The sequence below is a fragment of the Candidatus Binatota bacterium genome (assembly GCA_012960245.1).
In the GTDB taxonomy this organism is placed as follows: Bacteria; Desulfobacterota; Binatia; order UBA1149; family UBA1149; genus UBA1149.
Genome location: DUBO01000011.1, coordinates 15,277 through 36,092 on the forward strand (window position 1 = coordinate 15,277; position 20,816 = coordinate 36,092).

The window sequence follows — 20,816 nt, forward strand, 5'->3', positions numbered from 1 at the left end:
GTCGGGTTCAAGCGACGCGGTCGGCGCGTTCAGGCCTCGCCGCCGCGGGCCTTAGCCCCTCCACTGCCCAGGTGCTCGTCGGCCATGAGCACGGTGGCGGGCAGCGTGATTAGCGCGCCCCCGAGCGATCCCGCCAGCACCAGGGCCGTCAGCAGTCCAAAGGCCCGCGTCGGCACCATGTCCGAGAATCCAAGCACCAGGAAGGACATGCACAGCACGATGGCGGTGTAGAGCACCGGCCGGCCCACCACGGTAACGCTTTCTTCTATGGCCGCCGCCACTTCCATGCCCGCGGCGCGCAGGCGCTGGTAGCGCATGAGCAGGTGTATGGCGTTGTCCACCGCCACGCCCAGGGCTACGTTGGCCATCATCACTGCCATGGGCCCCAGCGGTTGGCCGGCCCAGCCGGTCATGCCCAGCACGAAGCTCAAGGGCAGTACCGCCGGTATCATGGCCAGCAGCCCATGGCGCAGGCTGCGAAGAACGAGCACCATCATTATGCTCACCGCCATCAGCGCCAACGAAAATCCCAGCACCATGCCGCGTATCATGTGGTGCTCGATGTCGCTGAAGAGCATGACCATGCCGGTGGGCTCCACGTGGGCACCCTCGATGGAGTCGGCCAGGGCGCGCACGCGCGCGATCAATGCCGGGTCGTTGGCCCCTTCCGAAATCCTTGAGCGGGCGGTTACGCGTGCACGGGTGAAGTCGAAGTTCATGTACTGGTACATGTCGCCGTCGGGGGCGTCCATTTCGTACATGAGAAGCAGCTGGGAGACCTGGTCGCGGCGCTCGGGCAGGCGCAGCCACTGCTGGTCGCCTTCGTGCATGGTGCGGTTCATGACCTCCACGAACTGCGCGGGCGAAAGGGCGCTTTCTATCTTGGCATCGGCGACGAGGCCGCGGTAGACCTCGTTCATGGCGCGCAGAATGGCCGGTTCTTTCATGGGCTCGGCCGTGCCTGCCAGTTCAGGGTTGGGGCTCACCAGCAGCTCGAGGGTGAAGACGCCGCCTATGTTGTCCTCGACGAAGTCGGTGGCAATGCGCGTCGGGTTATCGGGCGCGAGATACTCGTACCAGTTGGCCTCGGTCTTCACCCGCGAAAGACCGCTCAGGCCAGCCACGAGAAACATTATGCTCACGACCAGCAACAGGGCGCGCCTGCGCGACACCAGCCCGAACAGCGCGCGCAGGTAACGCGAGTGCCCCTCCTGCGACGCGGCCACCAGGCGCCGGGGCTCGGGCAGCAGTCGTATGGTGGCTGGCACGACGGTCATCGTTGCCACGAAGGCGTAGAGTGAGCCCACGGCAGCGAACAGCCCGAACTCCACTATGGGTTGCACCTTGATGACGAGCAGCCCGAGAAAACCCAGCGCCGTGGTGACGCTGGTAAAAAGGCAGGGCTTGAAGACCAACATGCCGGCTCTGATGATAGCGTCTTCACGCTTGCGCCCTGCCAGGAGTTCCTGCTGGTACTCGGTCAGGTAGTGAACCGAATCGGCCACGCCTATGCCCAGCAGCACTATGGCCAGCCCGGCCGTCATCACGTTGAGGGTAAAGCCGGTGAGCGACAGCGTGGCAAAGGTCCACAGCACCGAAATGCCCACGGTCAGTGTGGGCAGCAGCACGCCCGACCAGGTGCGAAACAGTGAACCCAGCAGCAGCGCGAAAATGACCAGCATCACCGGCAACAGCACCTGGTCGTCGCGCTCCATGGCTTCGAACATGGCCAGGTCAAACTGCACGGCACCGGTGACATGGAACTCGGCGTTTTCCTGGTCGGTGAGCTCCTTGATGAGGCGGGTGAGTACTACCCGTGGCAGGTAATCGCCCTCGGGCATGGGCTCTATCTTGATCGAGATGGCACCCGCCCGTCCGTCGGCACCCGCCAGCGTACGCGCAAACAGGGGGTCGCTGGCCAGTCGCTCAAGAAGCACCTCTCGCTGCTGGTCGTCCACGGGGCGCATGACCAGCGGCCCGATGTCGAGCAGATCGCCGTCCGAGCGTATGTCTTCTACGTTGGACAGGCTGGTGACCCTGAGCACGCCGTCGAGCTCTTCGATCGCGGTGGTCAGGCGGTCGGCCATGTCCAGGGCCGCCTCCGACAGTACCCCCTCGGGGTGCGCGTAGCCCACCACCAGGTACTCGTCGTTGTCGAAGTCCTGCTTGTATTCCCGGTAGGAGGCCAGGCTGCCGCTACCTGCCAGCAGCCAGGTCTCGGGGTCGTTGTTAATGCGCAGGTCGCCGATGGCGGCCAGGCTGCCAGCAGAAATTGCCAGCGCCACGGTCAGCACAAGCCAAGGATATCGAGTTACAAATCTAAACCAGGGCATAGGGGAACAGCAACGGTCTGGCGACAGTAGTATCTGCGTACGGATAAAGAAACACGGCGCTTGCCCCACCAGCGTGCAGCTACTAACTTTGGCCGGTCGGGAGGACAATAACTGGATGTCTAAAGTACAAGCTACCGAACTCAGGCCGGGCATGGTCATTGAGCACAAGGGTGAGCCTTACCGGGTGATGACCTTTCAGCACCGCACGCCAGGCAAGGGCAACGCGGTAATACAGGCAAAGATGCGCAACATCTTGACCGGTGTGCAGGTAGAGAACCGCTACATGTCTACCGAGACCGTTGTTCGAGTAGCCGTCACGGGTCGCAAGATGGAGTACCTCTACAGGGACGGCGACGGCTACGTCTTCATGGACCAGGAGAACTACGAGCAGCTCACCCTGCAGGCTTCCACGCTGAAAGATGAGGCGCCGTGGCTGGAAGAAAACATGGAAGTCACCGTGCAGTACGTGGGCGAAGAGCCCACCGGCCTGGACCTGCCCAAGATGGTGGAACTGGCGGTCGAAGAAACCGAGCCGCCCATGAAGGGCGCGACCGCTTCGGGTGGATCCAAGCCCGCCCGGCTGACCAACGGCGTGACGATCAAGGTGCCGCAGTTCATCGAGACCGGTGAAATGCTCCGCGTGGATCCCGTGGAACAGCGCTACGTGGAGCGCGTGCGTTAGCACGCGAGGGGAGAGCAGCGATGAAGCCTGGGGATGTAGTAGCGATTATAACCGGCGGAGCCTCGGGCCTGGGCCTGGCGACGGCCGAAAAAATACTCGAAGCGGGCGGCCGCGTGGCGCTGCTTGATCTCGACCGCTCCGACGGCGTGGCCGTGGCCGAGGGACTGGGCGAGAACGCTATCTTCACGCCGGCCGACGTAACCAACGAGGAGCAGGTGCAGGCGGCTGTCGATGCCACGGCCCAAGCTTTCGGCACGGTCAACGCCTGCGTCAACTGCGCGGGCATAGGCTCCGCCACTCGCACCACTGGCAAAAAGGGCCCGATGCCGCTCGAGTACTTCAAGTTTACCGTCGAGATCAACCTGGTGGGCACTTTCAACGTAGCGCGCCTGGCAGCCACGCGCATGCTCGACAACGACCCCGACGAAAACGGTGAGCGCGGTGTAATCATCAACACGGCCTCGGTCGCTGCCTACGACGGGCAGATAGGGCAGGTGGCTTACAGCGCTTCGAAGGGCGGCGTGGTGGCAATGACTCTGGTCATTGCCCGCGATCTCGCGCGCAGCGGAATACGTTGCAACACCATAGCCCCGGGCACCTTCGACACGCCGTTGCTCGGGCTGATGCCCGACGAGATGAAAGGTGAACTGGCGGCCAACATTCCGTTTCCAGACCGCCTGGGCGACCCCGCCGAGTTCGGCGCGCTGGCGCTGCACATGATCTCAAACGCCTATCTCAACGGAGAAACCATAAGGTTGGACGGGGCGCTGAGGATGCCGCCGCGCTGAGGGGCGTGGTCGCCATGCGGGAAACAGCTCGGAAATAATTAGCGTCTGGAGGTAACCATGACCGGCTTGCAGGAGTATAGCGTTACATGAACACCGCAATAATTATGGGCCGACGGGCAATAGCCGGGGTTTTATCGGTTTTCGGTGCGGTGCCGGCAGTGGCGTTGGTGGTCGCGTTGGCCGTTCCGGCGCCGCAGGCCTGGGCCTCCACCTGGACGCCCGAGAAATCACACACCAACATCGGCTTTTCGGTCAGGCACCTGTTTACCAGCGTGCAGGGAAAGTTCACCGAATTTGACGGCAGCATAGAGTTCGACCCAGCCGACCCCTCGGCCACCGTGGTGAAGGGCAGTATAGTGGCCGCCAGCATCGACACCGGCAACGAAAAACGTGACAAGCACCTGCGCAGCCCGGATTTCTTCGACGTCGAGAAGTACCCGTCGCTGGACTTTCAGAGCACCCGGGTCACCGGGGTAGAGGGCAATCGCGCAACCCTCGAGGGCAAGCTCACCATCCACGGCGTTAGCAGGCCGGTGGAACTCGACGTGACTTTTCTCGGCGAGGGTACCGACCCCTGGGGCAACCGCCGTGCCGGGTTCAAGGCGACGATAACGATAGACCGAAAAGACTTCGGCCTCAGCTGGAACAAGGCGCTGGAAGCCGGCGGACTGCTGGTAGGCGAAGAAGTGGAGATAAGGTTGGACGTAGAGGGCGCGCTCTCGGAATAGAGACAGCGACGACAGGGAACAACGAGAACTCGAAACACAAACGATACGAAACACAGAGGAGGACAACGGAATGGCAAAGAAAATAAACAAGAGTGGTATGCTGTTGGCTTCGGCCGTGGCCGGCTTGCTGGCGATGGCCGGCGGTGCCGGTACCGCGGTGGCCGATAGCCACGAGAAGGTGCCGTGCTACGGCGTCAACACCTGCAAGGGCACCGGCGCTTGCGGTGGTAAGGGATATTCCTGTGCCGGCAACAACGCTTGTAAGGGACAGGGCTACCTCAAGATGGACAAGGACGAGTGCCTGAAGATGGAAGGCGGTCGTCTTACCGCCGAAGCCGAAGGCGAGTAATCCCGGCCCGCCCGGGATAACGGAAAAACGGCGCGTGGGCCAGGCAGGATCCAACATTGGGTTTGGCCTCGGCCTGCGCGCTGAGCACTACGATGACGTACTGGCGGGCGCGGCCGGTGCGCAGTGGTTCGAGGCCCTTACCGACAACTACCTGGACACCGACGGCCGCCCGTTGTGGGTGCTCGAGCAGGTGCGAAGGGATTATCCGCTGGCCCTGCACGGTGTGGCGATGTCGCTGGGCGGTTCCGACCCCCTCGACGAGCGTTATCTCGAACGACTCAAGAGCCTGGTCGACAGGGTAGAGCCGGACATCGTGAGTGACCACCTCTGTTTCAGCAGGGTGGACGGCCGTAATCTTTTTGACCTGCTCCCGCTCCCTTACACCGAGGAAGTACTTGCCCACGTCGTAGAGCGCGTCGCGCGGGTGCAGGACTACCTCGGCCGCCGCATCCTGGTCGAGAACGCGTCGACGTATGTTGAATGGCGCGCGTCGGACATCCCCGAGGCCGAGTTCCTGGCCGAGCTGGCCCGCGGGGCCGACTGTGGAATATTGCTGGACGTGAACAACGTGTACGTGAGTGCATGCAACCACGGCTTTGACCCACGCGAATACCTGCGCACCATTCCAGCCGACCGTGTGGGACAGATTCACCTAGCCGGGTTTACCGACATGGACGGCTACCTGTTCGACACCCACAGCCGGCCCGTGAGCGACGATGTCTGGGACCTGTACGAATACACGCTGTCGATGATCGCGCCGGTTCCGACGATGGTTGAGTGGGACGACGACATCCCGTCGTGGCAGGGGCTGGTCGAGGAACTGGACAAGGCCCGTGCCGTGGCCGCGCGTCGGGCCGCAAACGACGGCCGGGGGGAAACCGGGTGACAGAAGAAGTCATTCGGCTGCAACGGGCCATGGCCAACTCGGTGCTCACCGGCGAAGAGGCTGGCCTGCTCGAATACCTGGCCGACCCCCCACCGGGGCACGGGTTGTCGCACCGGGTGTCGGCTTACACCGGGGGCTACCTGGCTCGCGTAGTAGAATCGCTCGACCAGGCCTACCCGGCCCTTGCCCACGTGCTGGGTGTCACGGCTTTTCACTCGTTGGTCGAACGTTACCTGCGCCGCCTGCCTGCCGGCGAGGCCAACCTGAACTACGTGGGCCGCGACCTGCCCGATTTTCTTGGCGACGATGAGCTCAGCGACGCTCTCCCTTTTGTGCCCGATCTCGCGCGCCTGGAGTGGGCCGTGCTCGAGTGTTTTCACGGCGCGTGGTTGGCCGCTGCCGACCTGTCGCTACTCGAAGACCTTGGCCAGGATCAACTGGCATCTTTGCGACTCGACTTTCAACCGGCCGCCTCGCTGGTGGTTTCGGACTGGCCGATCAAGGAAATACGCGACGCGCGTGACGACGACCGCGACAGCGTTGACATCGACCTCGTCGACCGCCCCGACCGGGTGCTGGTATATCGCGAGGGCTTCGACGTGGTGACCGAGCGGCTGGGCGAGGCCGAGGCGGCGGCCCTCGAGAGCATGAGAGCGGGGGCCACCCTTGGCCAAACCGTGCAGCAGTTGGCTGCCTCCGGGGCCGGCGGCGATGACATCGGGGCCATGTTTGCGCGTTGGACCGGGCTGTCGCTGGTCACAGTCGTCCGCGCATGATGAAAATAACGGCATGGATTACGAGGATATTCTCTGCGAGCGCAACCCCGACAACGGTTCGCTCTGGCTGACCATCAATCGTGAGCAGGCGGGCAACGCCTTTCGCTCGCGTACGCTTGACGAACTCTGCGACGCGCTGCAGTCTGCGCGCCGCGACCGCGACTGCCGCAGCGTGGTGCTCACCGGCGCAGGCGATCGCTTCTTCTGCCTCGGTGGCGACCACGCCGACCACGAGGACGTGGAGGGCTTCGACTATTCCACCGTGTTTCCGGTGGTAGATCTCTACGAACTCATCGACAAGTTGCCCAAACCCGTGATCGCCATGGTCAACGGTTTTGCGGTGGGCGGCGGCAATGTCCTGGCACTGATGTGCGACCTTACGATAGCTTCGGCGGCGGCGGCCTTCAGGCAGGTGGGCCCGATGATGGGTAGCTTCGACGCCGGCTTCGGCACCTGGTACCTCGAAGAGGCTATCGGTCGCAAGAAGGCCAAGGAGCTTTGGCTGCTCAACCGAAAGTACACGGCTGAAGAAGCGATGGCGATGGGCTTGGTCAACGAAGTGATCGAGCCCGCGGCGTTGCGCGATCACGTCAACGGTTTGTGTGACGAGTTGGCCGACCGCGGCAGCCAGGCGCTGGCCGCTCTCAAGGCATCGTTCCATGCCCGCCACGCGGGTGCGTCCGGCCTGTCACGCGTGGCTCTGGACACGCTCACGCCTTACTACTACGCGAGCGAAGAGTCGCGCGAACTGGGCGCGGCGTTCAAAGAAAAGCGTCGCCCCGACCGCTCGCGCTTCGGCCGTTGATGTGACTGGCAAGGAGCCCCGTCTTGTTAAAATCTAATCGCAGAATACTTTTTGTCATGGGGGCACTGATCGCCGCCAACATGGTCAACCAGGCCGACCGGGCAGTGATGGGCATCCTGCTGCCTCTTATAAAGACCGACCTCTCCCTGAGCGACACGGCCATGGGAGTGCTGTCGGGCGTTGCGTTCTCGGGTGTGTACGCGGTGGGGGCCTTCGTTTTCGGCCACGCAGCCGACAGCCGCTCTCGCACTCGCCTGATAGCACTCGGGCTGGTCCTCTGGTCGCTGGCAACGGCTGCCAGCGGACTGGCGGTAGACTTCAAGTCGATGTTCTGGGCGAGGTTTTTTACCGGGCTTGGCGAGGCCAGCCTCTACCCCTGCGCGATTTCACTGATAGCTACCACATTCCCCCAGGAGAGGAGAGGACGGGCGGTGGGCATATTTGGTGCCGGGGCGACCTTTGGCAGCGCGATCGGCATTGCAGCCGGTGGTCTGCTGGCAGAGCAGTTTGGTTGGCGTAGCGTGTTCTATTTGTACGGTGGGGCGGGCTTGCTCGTGGCGCCACTGGTGTTGATGATACAAGACCCCCGGCGCGGTCCTGCAAACGCCGATGGCGAAAAACCCGGGGTGGCTATCCGCAGGTTGCTCGCCGATCGAAGGCTGCAGTTGGTGTGGCTGACCAGCGTCCTGGGGGTATCGGGTCTGATGGGCTACTCGATCTGGGCGGCCGCGTGGTTCCTCGAAAATGGGGACATGACGATCACCGATCTCGGCTATATATTCGGGGTTGCGATGATATTGGGCGGCCTGCTGGGCGGTTATACAGGTGGTGCGCTGGCCGATAACCCGGCGGTCCGCAAACGTGGCGGCGAGGCAGCTGTGGCTGTCGGGGGACTGGTGGTAATGGCCGTCATGCTGGCCGTTGTCCTGTGGACTCCGTGGCAGTGGATGAGGCTAGGAGTGGCCCTGTTGCTGCCTATTCCGATGTTGGGATTCTTTCCGCCGCTGGTAGCGCTGGTGGCCAGGCTCGTGCCCACCGAACGGCTGGGGTTGGCATTTGCCCTGAACGTATTCTTCGTCGGCGGGATTGGTAATGGCGTTGGCCCGTGGCTGGTAGGGGCAGTGTCAGATGCCACCGGCAGCCTGCAGACGGGCATTTCGGTATCCCTGGTCTTGGTGGTGTCCGCGATACCCGTGGGCCTGGCTATGCTACGCGCGACCCGCGCGTGAATGAGCCCGCCCTGCAACTGAGGCGGGGCAGCCGGCCGCTGGTGGTGGTGGCCCCGCACGGTGGCCGGCGCGCGCGTCCCGTCCGGCGTGATGATGGGATGAATGATCTCCACACCGCTGAACTGGCGCTTGAACTGGCCGAGCGACTCGATGCCTGGGCGGTGATCAACGGAGACCTCGACCGTAACGTCGTAGACCTCAACCGCATAAGCGAGCTGGAACGTGCTCCGGTTTTCGTCGATGAACTCGAGCGGGCCATAGACGGCGCCGCACGGGTGGCCACGGGCTGTCGGCCGCTGTTGCTGTTCGTGCATGGATGGAACGTACTGTTGCCGGCCTGCGACCTGGGCCTGGGCTTGCGGGAACAGGACGGACGACTGTCGGGCAGGTGGCCAACCGTCTCGACGGCGACATGGGAAGGGCCGGTCTCCCGCCTGCGCGACGAACTGCAGGCGCGGCGAACCTGGGCCCCCGTGGGCTGGCGTTACCCGGCATGGGGCGCCGACAATGCGCTGCAGTTGTTTTCGGGCCGGCACGACGGTCACGACGATGCGCGGCTTTCCGGGTTTGCGCGACTGGCGGCCGACGACAGGGTGGATGCATTGCAACTCGAACTGTCGGTGCCCTTGAGGTGGCCGGGGCCGTGGCGTGAAAGCTTTCTCGCCGCAACCGAGCTGGCGCTGGCTGACTACGAGGGCGCGAACGCTGCTGGTGGTGACTCGGTTGCCGGGCGGGCAGCGGTGGTCATCGAAACACGAACCGCCGGCCCCTCCCGCGCGAGACCCGGCTGGCAGGTGGTGCCGCGAGGGCTGCCCGAGGTCGAGCAGGCCGAAGACGCTTTGGTTCGGCAGGGGGCGCAGCCGCTCAACCTGATGGCGCTGTTGTCGGAAGAGGGCGACGCGATTTTTGCTGGCGTGGAACCCGCGGGACACGGCGCAGTGCTCGCGCGCGTGTGCCTGCTGCTGGCCGACGGCCGCATGGCGCTGTTCACATCCGACTCGGCGGCGGACTTGTCTGCGGCCGATTGTCCGCGCCTGCAACTCGACCGTGAGCAGGGCGGTGGGCTTGCGCGCCTTCGCTTGCGGGCGCCGGTGGTGCTGTACCCCTCGCATCTTGCCTACCTGGACCTGGAGCGGGGCATGGCCGAGTCCGAACTGTCGACCCTTGATCTCGATCTGTGCTGGACGGCGGGCAGCGACGGGTCTGATTTCGGGCGGCTCAGCGGCAGGGTCGAGCTGGGCGGTGAGAAGGCAAGGTCATGGCCGGCAACAACAGGGCAGGCCGCAGCGGTGGATGCCTTTGCCGTTCTCCAGTCCCGCGGCCGCGATGCCGGGCTCGATGGCGCGCGGGCCCGGTTTTTCTGCGACCGCGACGGTGCCCCTGCGATGGTACTGGGTGACGGGCAGGTGCTCATGCCGGGGCAGGGCGACGCGGCGGTTGTGCCGGGCACAGGCGAGGTGCAGATTTCAGATCCAGGCTCGGACCTGGAAAGCGCTGACCTCCTGACGCGCGTGCCTTTGTGGAGGCCGCTGGGCGAGGGGGTCTACCTCAGGTGGAGCTTCGGGGTGGCCAGGTGTCGCCTGCAGGGTAACACGCATGACACGCCCGCGCTGTTCGACAGCGCCGAGTTGTTTGGCGCCGACGAAATCGATTCTTAGGAAGCAGCGGCCAGGGCTGCGTCGTAGTCAGGCTCCTGGGCGATCTCGGGCACGAGCTCGCTGTAGACCAGCTTGTCGTCTGCATCGACGACGAACACTGCCCGCGCGGTCACTCCCTGCAGCGGGCCTTCGCTTATGGCCACGCCCCAGCGCTCGGCAAAGCCGCGATCGCGCAGATCGGAACAGGCCACCACGTTCTCCAGCCCCTCGGTTTCGCAGAAGCGCTTCTGCGCAAAGGGAAGGTCCGAGCTCACGATGAGCACCACGGTGTCGGCCAGGCCGGCTGCCTTTTCGTTGAAGGCGCGGGTTTCGGTCTGGCAGACGGGCGTGTCGAGGCTGGGCACGGTGACGATGATCCTGGTCTTACCGCTGTGGGTGGCGGGCGTAACGGGCGACAGGTCACCGGCCGCCAGGTTGTAATCGGGTGCTGCCTGTCCGGTCTCGGGCAGTGTGCCGGAAAGTTCAAAGGGGTTTCCTCTCAGTGTGACGCTCGCCATTTTTGTATGCTCCCTGTGGGCGGCCGCCTGCTGCTGCGAGGCGTCGCCAGATTGTGGACATTGTATATCCACGAACCACGGGTGGCATCAAACCGACAGCTGTGAGTGAATACCGCAATGGAAGCAGCCACCGATTTACCCTTTTACCTCGACGGCAACTTTGCGCCCGTGTCCGAGGAGATCAGCAGCACCGAACTCGCCGTGGAGGGGGCCATACCCCCGGAGCTCAACGGTACCTACATGCGTATAGGGCCTAATCCGGCTACAGGTGAGTCGTCTCACTGGTTTACCGGTGACGGAATGCTGCACGGCGTGCGCCTCGAAGGAGGCAAGGCCAGCTGGTACCGCAACCGCTGGGTGCAGACCCGGGCTCTCGAAGATCCCGACCTGCAGATGATAAGCGAGGGTGGTGAGGTGGACCACAGCATAGCGGTGGCCAACACCAATATCGTTCGGCACGCCGGCAAGTTCATGGCACTGGTCGAGAGTTCTTTTCCGACCGAGGTCACCCCGGAACTGGACACCGTTGGCCTGCACGACTTCGACGGCAAGCTCACCACGGCTATGACCGCGCACCCTAAGATCTGTCCCGTGACCGGCGAGATGCATTTTTTCGGCTACGGATTTTTCCCCCCGTACCTTGTTTATCACCGCGTCGACGCCGAGGGCCGGTTGGTGCAGAGCCAGGAGATAGACGTTACCGGCCCGACGATGATCCACGACTTCGCCATTACCGAGAACAACGTGATCTTCATGGACCTGCCGGTGGTTTTCGACCTGGAGGCTGCCATGGCCAGTCTCGGGGGAGGCCAGCCGCCGTCCGGCGCGGGGCTGCCCTACCACTGGAGCGACGACTACCCGGCCCGGCTGGGAGTCATGCCACGAGGCGTTCCGGGCGCTGCGGTTCGTTGGTACGACATCGACCCCTGCTACATCTTTCATCCTTTCAACGCCCGCGACGTCGAAGACGGTTCGATCGTGCTCGACGTCTGCCGTTATCCGGAACTGTGGAGGGGGGGCAGCGGCAACTTTGACTCGGCGGTGCCACATCGTTTTGTGATAGACCCGGCCGGCGGGCGGGTATCGGAGAGCCAGATTGTAGACGAGCCGGCCGAGTTCCCACGTGTGGACGACAGGCTCGTTGGCAGCCGGGTTCGTTACGGTTACGCTGTGAGTTCACCAGACCTCCTGGTAGGACCTGGAGAGTTATCAAAAATACTCAAGATCGACTTCGACACCGGCAACAACACTGCCTACGATTTGCCGACGGGACAGGTGCCGGGCGAGGCCACGTTTGCCCCGGTCGGCGAGGGTGAAGACGAAGGGTACCTGATGTTTTTTGCCTACGACAAGTCGCGCGACGGCAGCGACCTGGTGATACTCGACGCCACGCAGCCGCAGGCCGGGCCGGTAGCCCGGGTGGCTATGCCCCAGCGTGTCCCCTTCGGTTTTCACGGCAACTGGTTTGCCGACCAGTAGGGCCGGGCGCGCGCCGAGCGGTGCAACTATTCGATTAGAAGGACTTCGATGAATGGGTTTTCCGGCAGCGTACTTTGCCCGGCCTTGATGGTAAGTGATGACTTCCTGTATTCGATGTCACGGGTTTTTCCATCCACGAAGTACCCCGTGATGGGGATGTCGAGCTTGGAGCCTTCAGCGAAGAAGTAGTCGTCTCCAATTATGAAGATGGGGGTCTTAAGGAAATAGCGCTCGTCGCGTGCTCGAGTCTTACTGACCAGAAGCGCGAGGGCGTCTTCAATTGATAACGGCAGACTGTGCACCCGCTCGTTGAACGCGTCTGTTCCGGGCCAGAGAATCACGTTTTCCCCCTGACTCGCATAGCTCTCCTTACATGCAACAAGCGCAAGGAGCATCACTACCAAATAGGTTGGTCCTCTTCGACTCCTCATTCCTATCGCTCCGCCCATCCAGCTGCCCTCAGTTGATTTGCCAGACTGGATGGTTTCAATGCTCTGAAGCTGCCGATTCCGGCGTTCCGCAAACTGGCGGCCACAGCAGTCGTACATTGCCTTCCTGCAAAATGGTAAGTCCCAGGATCCGAGTAGAGCTTGTTCCAGTGCGAGCGTACGGCACCGGCCTGAGCAGGAGTCACCTCCCTCGAAAAGATGCTCACCGATTTTCCACTCGAGTTGGTGAAGTCGATCACTTCACTCAAACTCGCGTCGCCATCTAGGCTTGCCTTTGAATCCCACCAAGGTATCCCGTCAGAACCAAACACGTTTCCTCCTTCGCCCGGCTGTGGGCCGTAGTCCCAGTATTCGTCTCCAACACCAACCCCTGTATGACCACTCATGCCCTTTCGCCCCAGTTTCGATGGGGAATTAGGGTTTGGTTCTTCGATGAGGACACTTACAGTCTCACTTTGAGCCCCAGTCGTACCAACTTCTTGCGCGGCCGCCAAGGACCTCTGCTGGAGTTGTGCGCTTTTAGCACTGAGGGAGGTTTCGCCGAAGGCGGCTCCGCCGACGAACAGGAAAACCCCGGCTATATCGCCCCGGGCGGCCGAGTTGGCCACCGAGGCCAAGGCGAAGGTGGCCTGCAGGGCGGTGGCGGCGGTAGCGTTGCCCAGCGCGGCCGCCGTGAACAGGGGCTTGAGCAGGGCTCCCTGTATGCCGGTAGCTCCCAGGGCGCCGGTCATTGCGCCCATCATCCCCGCCTGCAGGCCCGCTCCGAGGTCGCCGGTCTGGGTCGCGGTGATCGCGAAGTTTACGATGCCGCTGGTAAGCGCCCAGTTCAGTGCGAGGGGCAGGCCGGGGAAGAAAAATCCGCCGTCGGGGTCGGTGCCGTTAAGCGGATCCCAGGGGCCGTAGGCGCGCGGGTTGGCAAACTGGCCCTCCGGGTCGGGCGACAGGAACTGCCGCGTGGCCGGGTCGTACCAGCGCCGCCCGAAGTCGACCAGGCCCTGGCCTGGTTCGTCGCGCTGACCGGTAAAGCCCCATCGGTTGCCCGACCCGGTGATCAGCTGGGCCTGGACGCTGCCGTCGGGCTGGACCTGGTAGACGGCCAGGGTCTCGCCCCAGGCGTCATGGCGCAGGTAGCGCAGTGGGTCGCCGGCCTGGTCGGTGACAAGGCGGGTCGAGCCCAGGTAGTCGGCGTGGTAGTAAACGGTCGTGCCGACCGGCGGCCAGTCGGGCTGGTTTCCCGGTTGCGTGTAGCGGGCCAGCGACAGGTCCGACGGCGCGGCTATGCGGTCGGCCGCCACCAGGCGGCCTGCCAGGCGGAAGTAGCGGACCAGCTGGTCGTCTTCTATTTCGAACAGCGCGCCCGCGCCGTGCGTGGAGTACACGTGCGACCATGTGGCGGTGGCAACTTCGTACCTGCCCACGCGCGCACCAGCTTCGTCGAGCGCGTAGCTGACTTGGGAGCCTGCCTCCGACGTGCTGGAGGCGAGGTGTCCCTCCAGGTCCCAGCTGAGGCTCGAGTACCCCTTGCCCGTGCGACGGCCGTTGGCGTCCCAGGTGAGCGGGATCCCGCCGGCGTTGACCAGGCGGTGGGGACGGGCCGGGTCGTAGCCGAAGACCTGTCCGTCGGACAGCACCATGTTGCCAAGCGAGTCGTAGGCGTAGTGCTCAGTGCGACTGAACGCGGTTGACTGCTGGTAGGTGATCTCGACCAGGCGACCCAGCCTGTCGTAGCCGCCGTCGCCGGTCATCGGTCCGGCCGAGCCCACCCGCAGGCTCTCGTCGAGCTCGTCCTGGTGCAGGTGGTCGACGCGTTCGAGCACGCGGCCGAGCTCGTCGCGCTCGGTGATCTCGACCGCGCGCAGATCCGAGATCGAAGAACCGCAGGTCGCCGCGCCGGACTGGTGGAATGCGCTCGGGCTGGTGCGCAGGCAGCGCAGGTAACCGTTTTCAGACTGCGGCAGGTACTCCTGGTGGTCGCTCAGCCCGTTGCCGTAGTCCAGCCTGTTGATTCGGCCCCATGCGTCGTAGTCGACAGCGGTCACCAGTGGCTGGCCGCCCAGGCTGAGACCCACCGGGCGGCCCAGTTCGTCGTAACTGGTCACCAGCTGTTCGGTGGCAAGGCGGCCCGCGGAGTCGGCAAGTGGGTAGTCCACCGACAGCATGCGGCCCGACTGGTCGTACTGGTAGGTAATCGTGTGGCGTGACCTGGCGCGACCGGTACGAAGATAGAGGTATTCGCTGGCGACCAGGCCCAGGTCGTTGTAGGTGAACCTGCGGCTCACCCTTGAGTCCGGGCGTGTAGACTTGATCCTCTCTACCTGTCCCTCGCCGGGCCTGAAGGCCCTGGTGTAGCGGTAGGTCTGCTTGATCTTGTTGGCGCCGCTGCCGCCCTTGCGCTTGCGCACACGGCCGGCCTTGTCGTAGCTGGTGACAACGACCCCGCGCCTGGCCGACAGGGTGGCACCCTCGTTTACCGGGTCGACAAAGGACTGCACGCGCCCCTCGTCGTCGCGCTGGTAGAGCCAGGTGCCGGGCTGCTGCCCGGAACCCGCGTCCAGTTCGGATCGCGCCACCAGCTGCCCCTGTCCGTCGTACCAGTTGGTCTCGTAGAGCACCGGCTCGAAGGGCTGGCTCTCCAGCTTCCACAGCCATCGCTCGGTTATCCTTCCCAGTGCGTCGTAGACCACGTCGCTGCGCGCCAGCAGATCCTGGTCGGAGCAGGACTGGCCGCTGTCGAGGTCGGGCAGGCTGGCACAGGCCTCGGTCCTGGTGACCTGGCCGAGCGCGTCGAGGTAGTCCAGGGTGACATTTCCGGCCAGGTTATCCGCCATCATGTTGGCGTCGACCGTGGCGCGCACGCCGGCCACAGAACGCTCGTGGTAGGTGGTTTCGCCGCCTGGCAGGACGGTTGCGAGCAGACTGCCTGTCACCGGATCGTAGGACCACAAGCTGTGCGTGTCGGGGTCGGTGTCGGCGAAGCTTACGTCGAGCGAGAGCAGGGCGGTGGAATTGCCCAGGCTCTCTTCGAACGGCAGTGCCTGGGCTGTGACCCGGCCGCTGGTGTCGTAGGTTTTCAGGCCGCTGATCAGTCCAGCTGTGGGCTGGCTGTCAATCCTGTCGGTCTCGGTGCGGGTTGCCACTTCGCGGCCCAGCCCGTCGTAAAAGGTGATTAGGCTCGGTTGCCTCCAAGCCTGGGCGAGTACGTTTCCTCGTTCGCCCGTGCACTGGCCTTCCTGGTCGCACTCGGCCACCGGTTCGGTGTAGGCAACCGTGGATTCGGGGTTGTTGGGGTCAGTGAAGCCCGGGCTCCAGCTTCTCAGCGGTCGTCCGAGTCCGTCGTACTCGGTGCGGCTCGTGCGTCCGTCGCTCGCGGTCGCCTGCAGGAGCTTGCCCGTGCCGTGGTCGTATACGTTGTAGACACGTGTGCCGTCGGCGACCGTTTCGCTGGTGGGATAGAGCTTTTCGCTGCCGCCGTAGACAAGCGTGCGCCGCGAACCCGTGGGGGAGGTCTCGCGCGAGAGCAGGCCGTCGGAGGTGTAGCCGTAGTTGGTTGTTGACCAGCGCGTGCAGCCGGTGGTGTCTGGCTCCAGGCAGTGGGATTTGGAGAGGACCTCGAAGTTGGGGCCGTACTCCCAGGTCGTCTCGGTAAGTGGTACTCCGTCGACGCCGTCGCCGGGTATTTCGTCCTGGAACACCTGCAGCCGCAACGGGCGCGTGACAATAAGCCTGCCGTCAAGGGTGCTTGGGTTGGGTCCGGGAAACTCTGCGTACTCGGCTGTGCTTACGGCAGCCGGGATGGAGGGTGAGCTGCTCGCGCGCCGTGTCTCGTTGCCCCACTGGTCGTACTGCCAGCTGGTGGTGAGCGCGAGTTCGTCGAGCGGGCAGGCCGGCTGCCCACATGAGCCGTCCCATCGCCACGCTGTCCTGGTCTGCGACACGGGGGCCAGCGGCGCGGTGCCCGAAAGCACGTCTTCGGGGTTGGGCCAGGTAGTGTCGTTGCGGTCGAGCTGGTAATCCCAGGGGTTGCAGTTGCTACCGGGCAGGCAGGGCGGGTTGCCAAGGCGGGCGCTGCCGTAGCTCTTGCCCCTGCGTACAGGGTCCTGGTGAAACCAGGTGAACTTGGCGATGCCGGCAGGGTTGACGGCTACTGCCTCCGAAAACCCCCGGAACTCGCGCTCCGCCGGGTCCCAGCTCGCCCCTTGGTAGGCCCAGTCGTTTACTACCGGGTCATTGTCGGTGTCGATTACGTCGAGCAGTGTACTCCGGGTAAGCGTCCACCAGGGAAAGGGGAGGCACTTGCCCGACTGCCGGTTGCCCTGCGCGTCGTACTGGCAGGCCTCGTCGTCCTGCATGGAGACCGGGCTGTACTCGAGCTGGGTGACTCCGCCAACGCCGTTTTCCATGGCCACCATTGCTCCCGGGCGCGTGCGCAGGTGATCGGGGGTGGCTGACCAGCCGGCCCCGGGCGAAGCCGGGTTGAGGTGAACCTGCCAGAGGTTGCTGCCGTCGGGTTGGCGGTGCAGTTCGACCAGGTCGATCAGGCCGTCACCGTCAAAGTCGAGCAGGTCGTGGTTCAACTGCGGCGAAGGAGCGGGTACCACGGGGGGAGTGGAGACAAGACGCAGGCGATTGCTATCGCTCCACCAGGCAAGTGGCTGTGGGTCGGAGAACCCGGATCCATTGTTTACGAACAGGTAGTTGTTCAGGCAGCAGACCGGCGGGTTAACCACGTTGAAGGGGTCGACCTGGCAGGCCGCCTCGCCGTTGATGCAAAGCAGTACTTCGAGGTGTGCTTGCCCGCTGCCGGTTATGGGCGCCACCAGGTCGGGCAGGCCATCGCCGGTTATGTCGACCAGCTCCTGCGAGGCAGTGGAGCTGCTGTGCACCGAGTTCGACAGCGAATGGTCGTGGCTGATGTAGTTGGCCAGCAGCGGCTCGTTCCCCCCTGGGCCGCCGTTGCCGCCGGGCCCCCAGCTGTGAGGCTGGCTTTCGAAGCCGCTGCCGTTGTTGAAGTAGACCAGCCAGTGCTGCTCGGACATCTCCTGCGGCGAGTAGTTTCCCGTCGCGTTGGGCCAGGTGCTGGGCGCCGCATCAACGAAATCAGGCAGGCCGTCGCCGTTTATGTCCATAAGTCCGCTGACCAGGTAGCCCTCGTCGCCCGGGCTGTGGCGTTGCATGATCCAGGCGCGCGGCGCCGCAAACTGCGATGGCACGGCTGAAAAACCCGAGCCCGTGTTCCAGTGCACGGTCCACCAGGGGTTGGCCGCACTCCACGGCCAGCTGGCCACCCAGTCGGGCAGGCCGTCGCTGTTGAGGTCCACGATTTCAACGTGCACGCGGTCGCCGTTGGCGTCGGCCTGGCGGATGTCGAAGCTGGGCGCGGGCCAGGTCTGCGGCACAAGGCTGAAGCTGTTGCCGGTGTTGCGGTGCAGGCACCAGGCCGTCGGCAGGCCCGGGCCGCTGCAGAGGTTGGCCTCGTCGGCTTCCACGTAGTCGGGCAGGCCGTCACCGTCGAGGTCAAAAATGTTGTGTTGTATGTTCGAGGTCTGGTCGATGTCCCTTATGTTGTTGAGAACGGGTGACGGCCAGTCCACTGCGAGGTCAAAACCACGGCCGTTGCCGCGACGCAGGGTGACCTCGGCGCCGCCGGTTTCGAGCTGGTCCACGAGCCCGTCGCCGGTCATGTCGAGCAGCTCGAGTTTGGGCTCTCCTCGCGGGTCGCGGATGCGGTTGGGTCCGTTAAAACTGATGGCGTAATCGGCGCGCTGTTCAAGGCTGCCCAGCGGCCAGCCGGTCTGCAGGGTAGGGGCGTACAAGAATACGGCCGGTGGCATTGATACGTCGTCCTGTGCCTGTAGGCCGTAGCCGTCCAGGTTGACGGTCTGCAGCAGGGCCGCGCCGGTCACGGCATCAACGGCGTGGGTCAGACTGTAACGGCGTATCTGCCGGCCATTTACGCGGGTGACTATCGAGTCGAGCAGCTGGCTGAACTCGCGGCGGAAGCCGGCGCCGTAGTCTGCCCTCGGCTGGTCGGGGTACACGCGCGGGAGGTAATCGAAGGCGACTTCTATGAAGTTGGCTATCTGCTGGTTGCCGCCGTAGCGCACGGCCGTGGGCAGCAGCTCGCCCGACCCGAAGGCCTGCCATTGGTACTCGATCGTGTTGCCGAACAGGTTCTCGGTCTTTTCGATTACCCAGGAGAATGTTTCGTCGGGCTCGTTGGTGTCGGGACCGGTGCCGGCGGCAAACCAGTGCACCAGTCCGGTGGGATCGAATACCTTCCAGCGGTTGGCGGCCTGGTCCCAGCCGGCCCGCAGCGCCGACTCGTTACTGGCGGCCCGGTACAACTGGCCCTGCTCGGGGGTCAGCTCTATGGCGGCTCCACCCAGTTCAAGAACGAAGGTGTCGCTGCTGTCGTAACGGGGCACGCCGAACCTTGTTGACCGCTTGATACTTGCCGTTGGCAGACCCCAGCCACGACCCCAGGCGCCGCCCGGCGACGAGGAGGACGCGCTGTTGTAGGCCAGGCCAAGGCTGGGGGTGAGATCACCCCGGCCAGGCGGCACGGTGATGGGCAGGCCCACGGTGGCCGAGCCGGTAAAAAGGTCGGCCGTGGGGTCGGCGGCCAGTGCCGCGAAAGGCGCCGAACCGTCGCCGGTCTGCGAGCCCGAGGCCCCGCCCGGCGTCGGGTAGGACTGCTGGGCGCTGCTGCTGCCCGGCGCACCGGCGCTGGTGAGCAGCACTGCCAACAGGGCGTTGAAGAACAGCCGTCGCGACTTGCCCTTGTCCTGCGGCGTCACTTGCTTTGTCCTCCGCTGGTCGGCGGGGGGGCGGTGTCGAAGTAGATCGAGAGGTCCCGGCTGCTGGAGTACAGGCGCTCGGCGACGCGCCGGTCGTGCTCCTCCTCAACGCGCTTGAGCAGAAAACGCAGGCGCGCGAGGTCCTGGGCGTTTTCGTCGAAGGCCAGGCGGGCCTCATCCCCACGAGGCAAAGCCGGCTGCATGGCCAGCGGCCCGGTCACGAGCCTCTGGTGGCCATAAGACGGCGTGGGCAGGGCAAGAAGGCCTGCCACCAGAAGCCCAACCGCCAGCAGGTCGGCACAGAGAGTAGCGGCTCGGGGGAAGCCTGCTTGCTGCTTGATTACTTTCATTTTTCTCTCCAGTGGCGCTGGCTTCGTTCCCCCGCAGGCTCGTACCGTCGCCGCCCCACACTTTTACAAAAGCAAGGGCCTGCTTTTCAACGACAAGGATTTAATAAGCGGCCCCGGGCTGGGCCGGTATGTAGTTCGTGCTATAGAGCCGGTCGTGGACCGTTCAGCACTCAGCGATCCCGGAGCCCGGATACTGGTGATCCGCCTTGGCGCGGTGGGTGACTGTCTGCGGGTGTGCCCGGCCATAAAACGGCTGCGTGAAGCCCGTCCTGCAGCCACCGTGGCCTGGGCGGTGGAGGACCGCGTACTGCCTGTTCTCGAGGGTCACCCGGCTATCGACCGCTTTCACGTGTTACGTCGCTCCGAGCTCAACGCCGGTGTCGGTCGGGCCTGGGCCGAAATAAAACGCTTCAGGCGCGAGCTCAGGGCCGGCCGCTACGAAGTCGTCATCGACTTTCACGGCAGGCTCAAGAGTGGGCTGGTTGCCTGGATGAGTGGCGTGCCCTTGCGCGTTGGCTACTCACGCAAAGACGGCAGCGAGTGCAATTACCTGTTTATGAACCAGCGGGTAAGCCTGCGTGACAGTTGGGAGAACCGCGTCCTGCGTTTTCTCGAGCTGCTGTCTCCGCTGGGCATCAACACGGCCGTTGAGCGTGGGCTTTTGGGCCTGCACCTGGACCCCGCCGCTCTCCTGCGCGCCTCTGAGGTGTACAGCCAGGCCGGCTGCCCCGAACTGGCCCTGTACCCGGGCTGCAGCAGCGGTCGCGCGGGCGAGCGCTGGCCGCTTGAGCGTTGGCGGCAGTACCTGCAGCGGCTTGACGCCGCCGGTATACGGTCGATGTTGCTGTGGGGGCCCGACGAAGTGGAGCTGGTGGAGCAGCTGCGTGGCGCGCTCGGATCGAGCGGCTGCGTGGCGCCCTCGACCACGTTGCCCGAGCTGGTGGCCTTGACGGGCCAGTTCAGGGCCTACGTGGGTAGCGATACGGCGGCCTTGCACATGGCCTGGCTGC

16 protein-coding genes are annotated in these 20,816 nt (G+C 64.3%); 11 read left to right on the top strand and 5 right to left on the bottom strand.

Annotated features, from left to right (window positions below; genetic code table 11):
* Positions 1-29: 29 nt before the first annotated feature.
* Entirely contained in the window at positions 30-2,492 is a 2,463-nt protein-coding gene (locus EYQ35_01310; protein ID HIF62779.1) for a hypothetical protein, read from the bottom strand.
* Here EYQ35_01310 and efp point away from each other — a divergent pair.
* The 9 genes from efp (at position 2,233) to EYQ35_01355 (ending at position 10,234) form a co-directional block, all read left to right on the top strand.
* Complete coding sequence (gene efp / locus EYQ35_01315; GenBank protein ID HIF62780.1) at positions 2,233-3,015, top strand: elongation factor P; 783 nt, start codon at positions 2,233-2,235, stop codon at positions 3,013-3,015. The two genes, EYQ35_01310 and efp, sit on opposite strands and share 260 nt — an antisense overlap.
* A 20-nt stretch (positions 3,016-3,035) precedes the next feature.
* A complete protein-coding gene (locus tag EYQ35_01320; protein ID HIF62781.1) occupies positions 3,036-3,803 on the top strand; it encodes a 3-hydroxyacyl-CoA dehydrogenase in 768 nt (255 codons plus the stop codon).
* A gap of 104 nt (positions 3,804-3,907) precedes the next feature.
* A complete protein-coding gene (locus EYQ35_01325) occupies positions 3,908-4,531 on the top strand; it encodes a polyisoprenoid-binding protein (protein ID HIF62782.1) in 624 nt (207 codons plus the stop codon).
* A gap of 82 nt (positions 4,532-4,613) precedes the next feature.
* The gene (locus EYQ35_01330) at positions 4,614-4,880 is read left to right on the top strand and encodes a hypothetical protein (protein ID HIF62783.1); all 267 of its coding nucleotides are present in this window, start codon (positions 4,614-4,616) and stop codon (positions 4,878-4,880) included.
* A 55-nt stretch (positions 4,881-4,935) separates the two neighbouring features.
* Positions 4,936-5,766: a DUF692 domain-containing protein gene (locus tag EYQ35_01335; GenBank protein ID HIF62784.1), complete on the top strand. Its 831-nt coding sequence runs from the start codon at positions 4,936-4,938 to the stop codon at positions 5,764-5,766.
* Positions 5,763-6,542 (top strand): DUF2063 domain-containing protein, encoded by a 780-nt coding sequence (locus tag EYQ35_01340; GenBank protein ID HIF62785.1) that lies wholly within the window; start codon positions 5,763-5,765, stop codon positions 6,540-6,542. The genes EYQ35_01335 and EYQ35_01340 overlap by 4 nt, the downstream gene beginning before the upstream one ends.
* Positions 6,543-6,555: 13 nt before the next feature.
* Complete coding sequence (locus EYQ35_01345) at positions 6,556-7,347, top strand: crotonase (GenBank protein HIF62786.1); 792 nt, start codon at positions 6,556-6,558, stop codon at positions 7,345-7,347.
* A 56-nt stretch (positions 7,348-7,403) separates the two neighbouring features.
* Positions 7,404-8,576: an MFS transporter gene (locus EYQ35_01350; GenBank protein HIF62787.1), complete on the top strand. Its 1,173-nt coding sequence runs from the start codon at positions 7,404-7,406 to the stop codon at positions 8,574-8,576.
* Positions 8,573-10,234 (top strand): hypothetical protein, encoded by a 1,662-nt coding sequence (locus EYQ35_01355; GenBank protein HIF62788.1) that lies wholly within the window; start codon positions 8,573-8,575, stop codon positions 10,232-10,234. Before EYQ35_01350 ends, EYQ35_01355 begins: the two co-directional genes overlap by 4 nt.
* On the opposite strand, the gene EYQ35_01360 is transcribed toward EYQ35_01355, so the two are convergent.
* The gene (locus EYQ35_01360; GenBank protein HIF62789.1) at positions 10,231-10,731 is read right to left on the bottom strand and encodes a thiol peroxidase; all 501 of its coding nucleotides are present in this window, start codon (positions 10,729-10,731) and stop codon (positions 10,231-10,233) included. The two genes, EYQ35_01355 and EYQ35_01360, sit on opposite strands and share 4 nt — an antisense overlap.
* 117 nt (positions 10,732-10,848) lie before the next feature.
* Here EYQ35_01360 and EYQ35_01365 point away from each other — a divergent pair, with 117 nt between their 5' ends.
* Entirely contained in the window at positions 10,849-12,210 is a 1,362-nt protein-coding gene (locus EYQ35_01365) for a hypothetical protein (GenBank protein HIF62790.1), read from the top strand.
* Between the two features lie 26 nt (positions 12,211-12,236).
* On the opposite strand, the gene EYQ35_01370 is transcribed toward EYQ35_01365, so the two are convergent.
* From EYQ35_01370 to EYQ35_01380, 3 genes are read right to left on the bottom strand one after another with little or no spacing between them, the layout of a single operon-like run.
* Complete coding sequence (locus EYQ35_01370; protein HIF62791.1) at positions 12,237-12,605, bottom strand: hypothetical protein; 369 nt, start codon at positions 12,603-12,605, stop codon at positions 12,237-12,239.
* 38 nt (positions 12,606-12,643) lie between these two features.
* Positions 12,644-19,456 carry a hypothetical protein gene (locus EYQ35_01375; protein HIF62792.1) on the bottom strand — a complete coding sequence of 2,271 codons (6,813 nt, stop codon included), beginning with the start codon at positions 19,454-19,456 and terminating at the stop codon, positions 12,644-12,646.
* Positions 19,453-19,728, bottom strand: a complete 276-nt coding sequence (locus EYQ35_01380; GenBank protein ID HIF62793.1) for a hypothetical protein — start codon at positions 19,726-19,728, stop codon at positions 19,453-19,455. Before EYQ35_01380 ends, EYQ35_01375 begins: the two co-directional genes overlap by 4 nt.
* Between EYQ35_01380 and EYQ35_01385 the strand changes: the two genes are divergently transcribed.
* Positions 19,703-20,816: lipopolysaccharide heptosyltransferase family protein (locus EYQ35_01385; protein HIF62794.1), on the top strand; the 1,114-nt coding region annotated here is incomplete at its 3' end. The genes EYQ35_01380 and EYQ35_01385 overlap by 26 nt on opposite strands.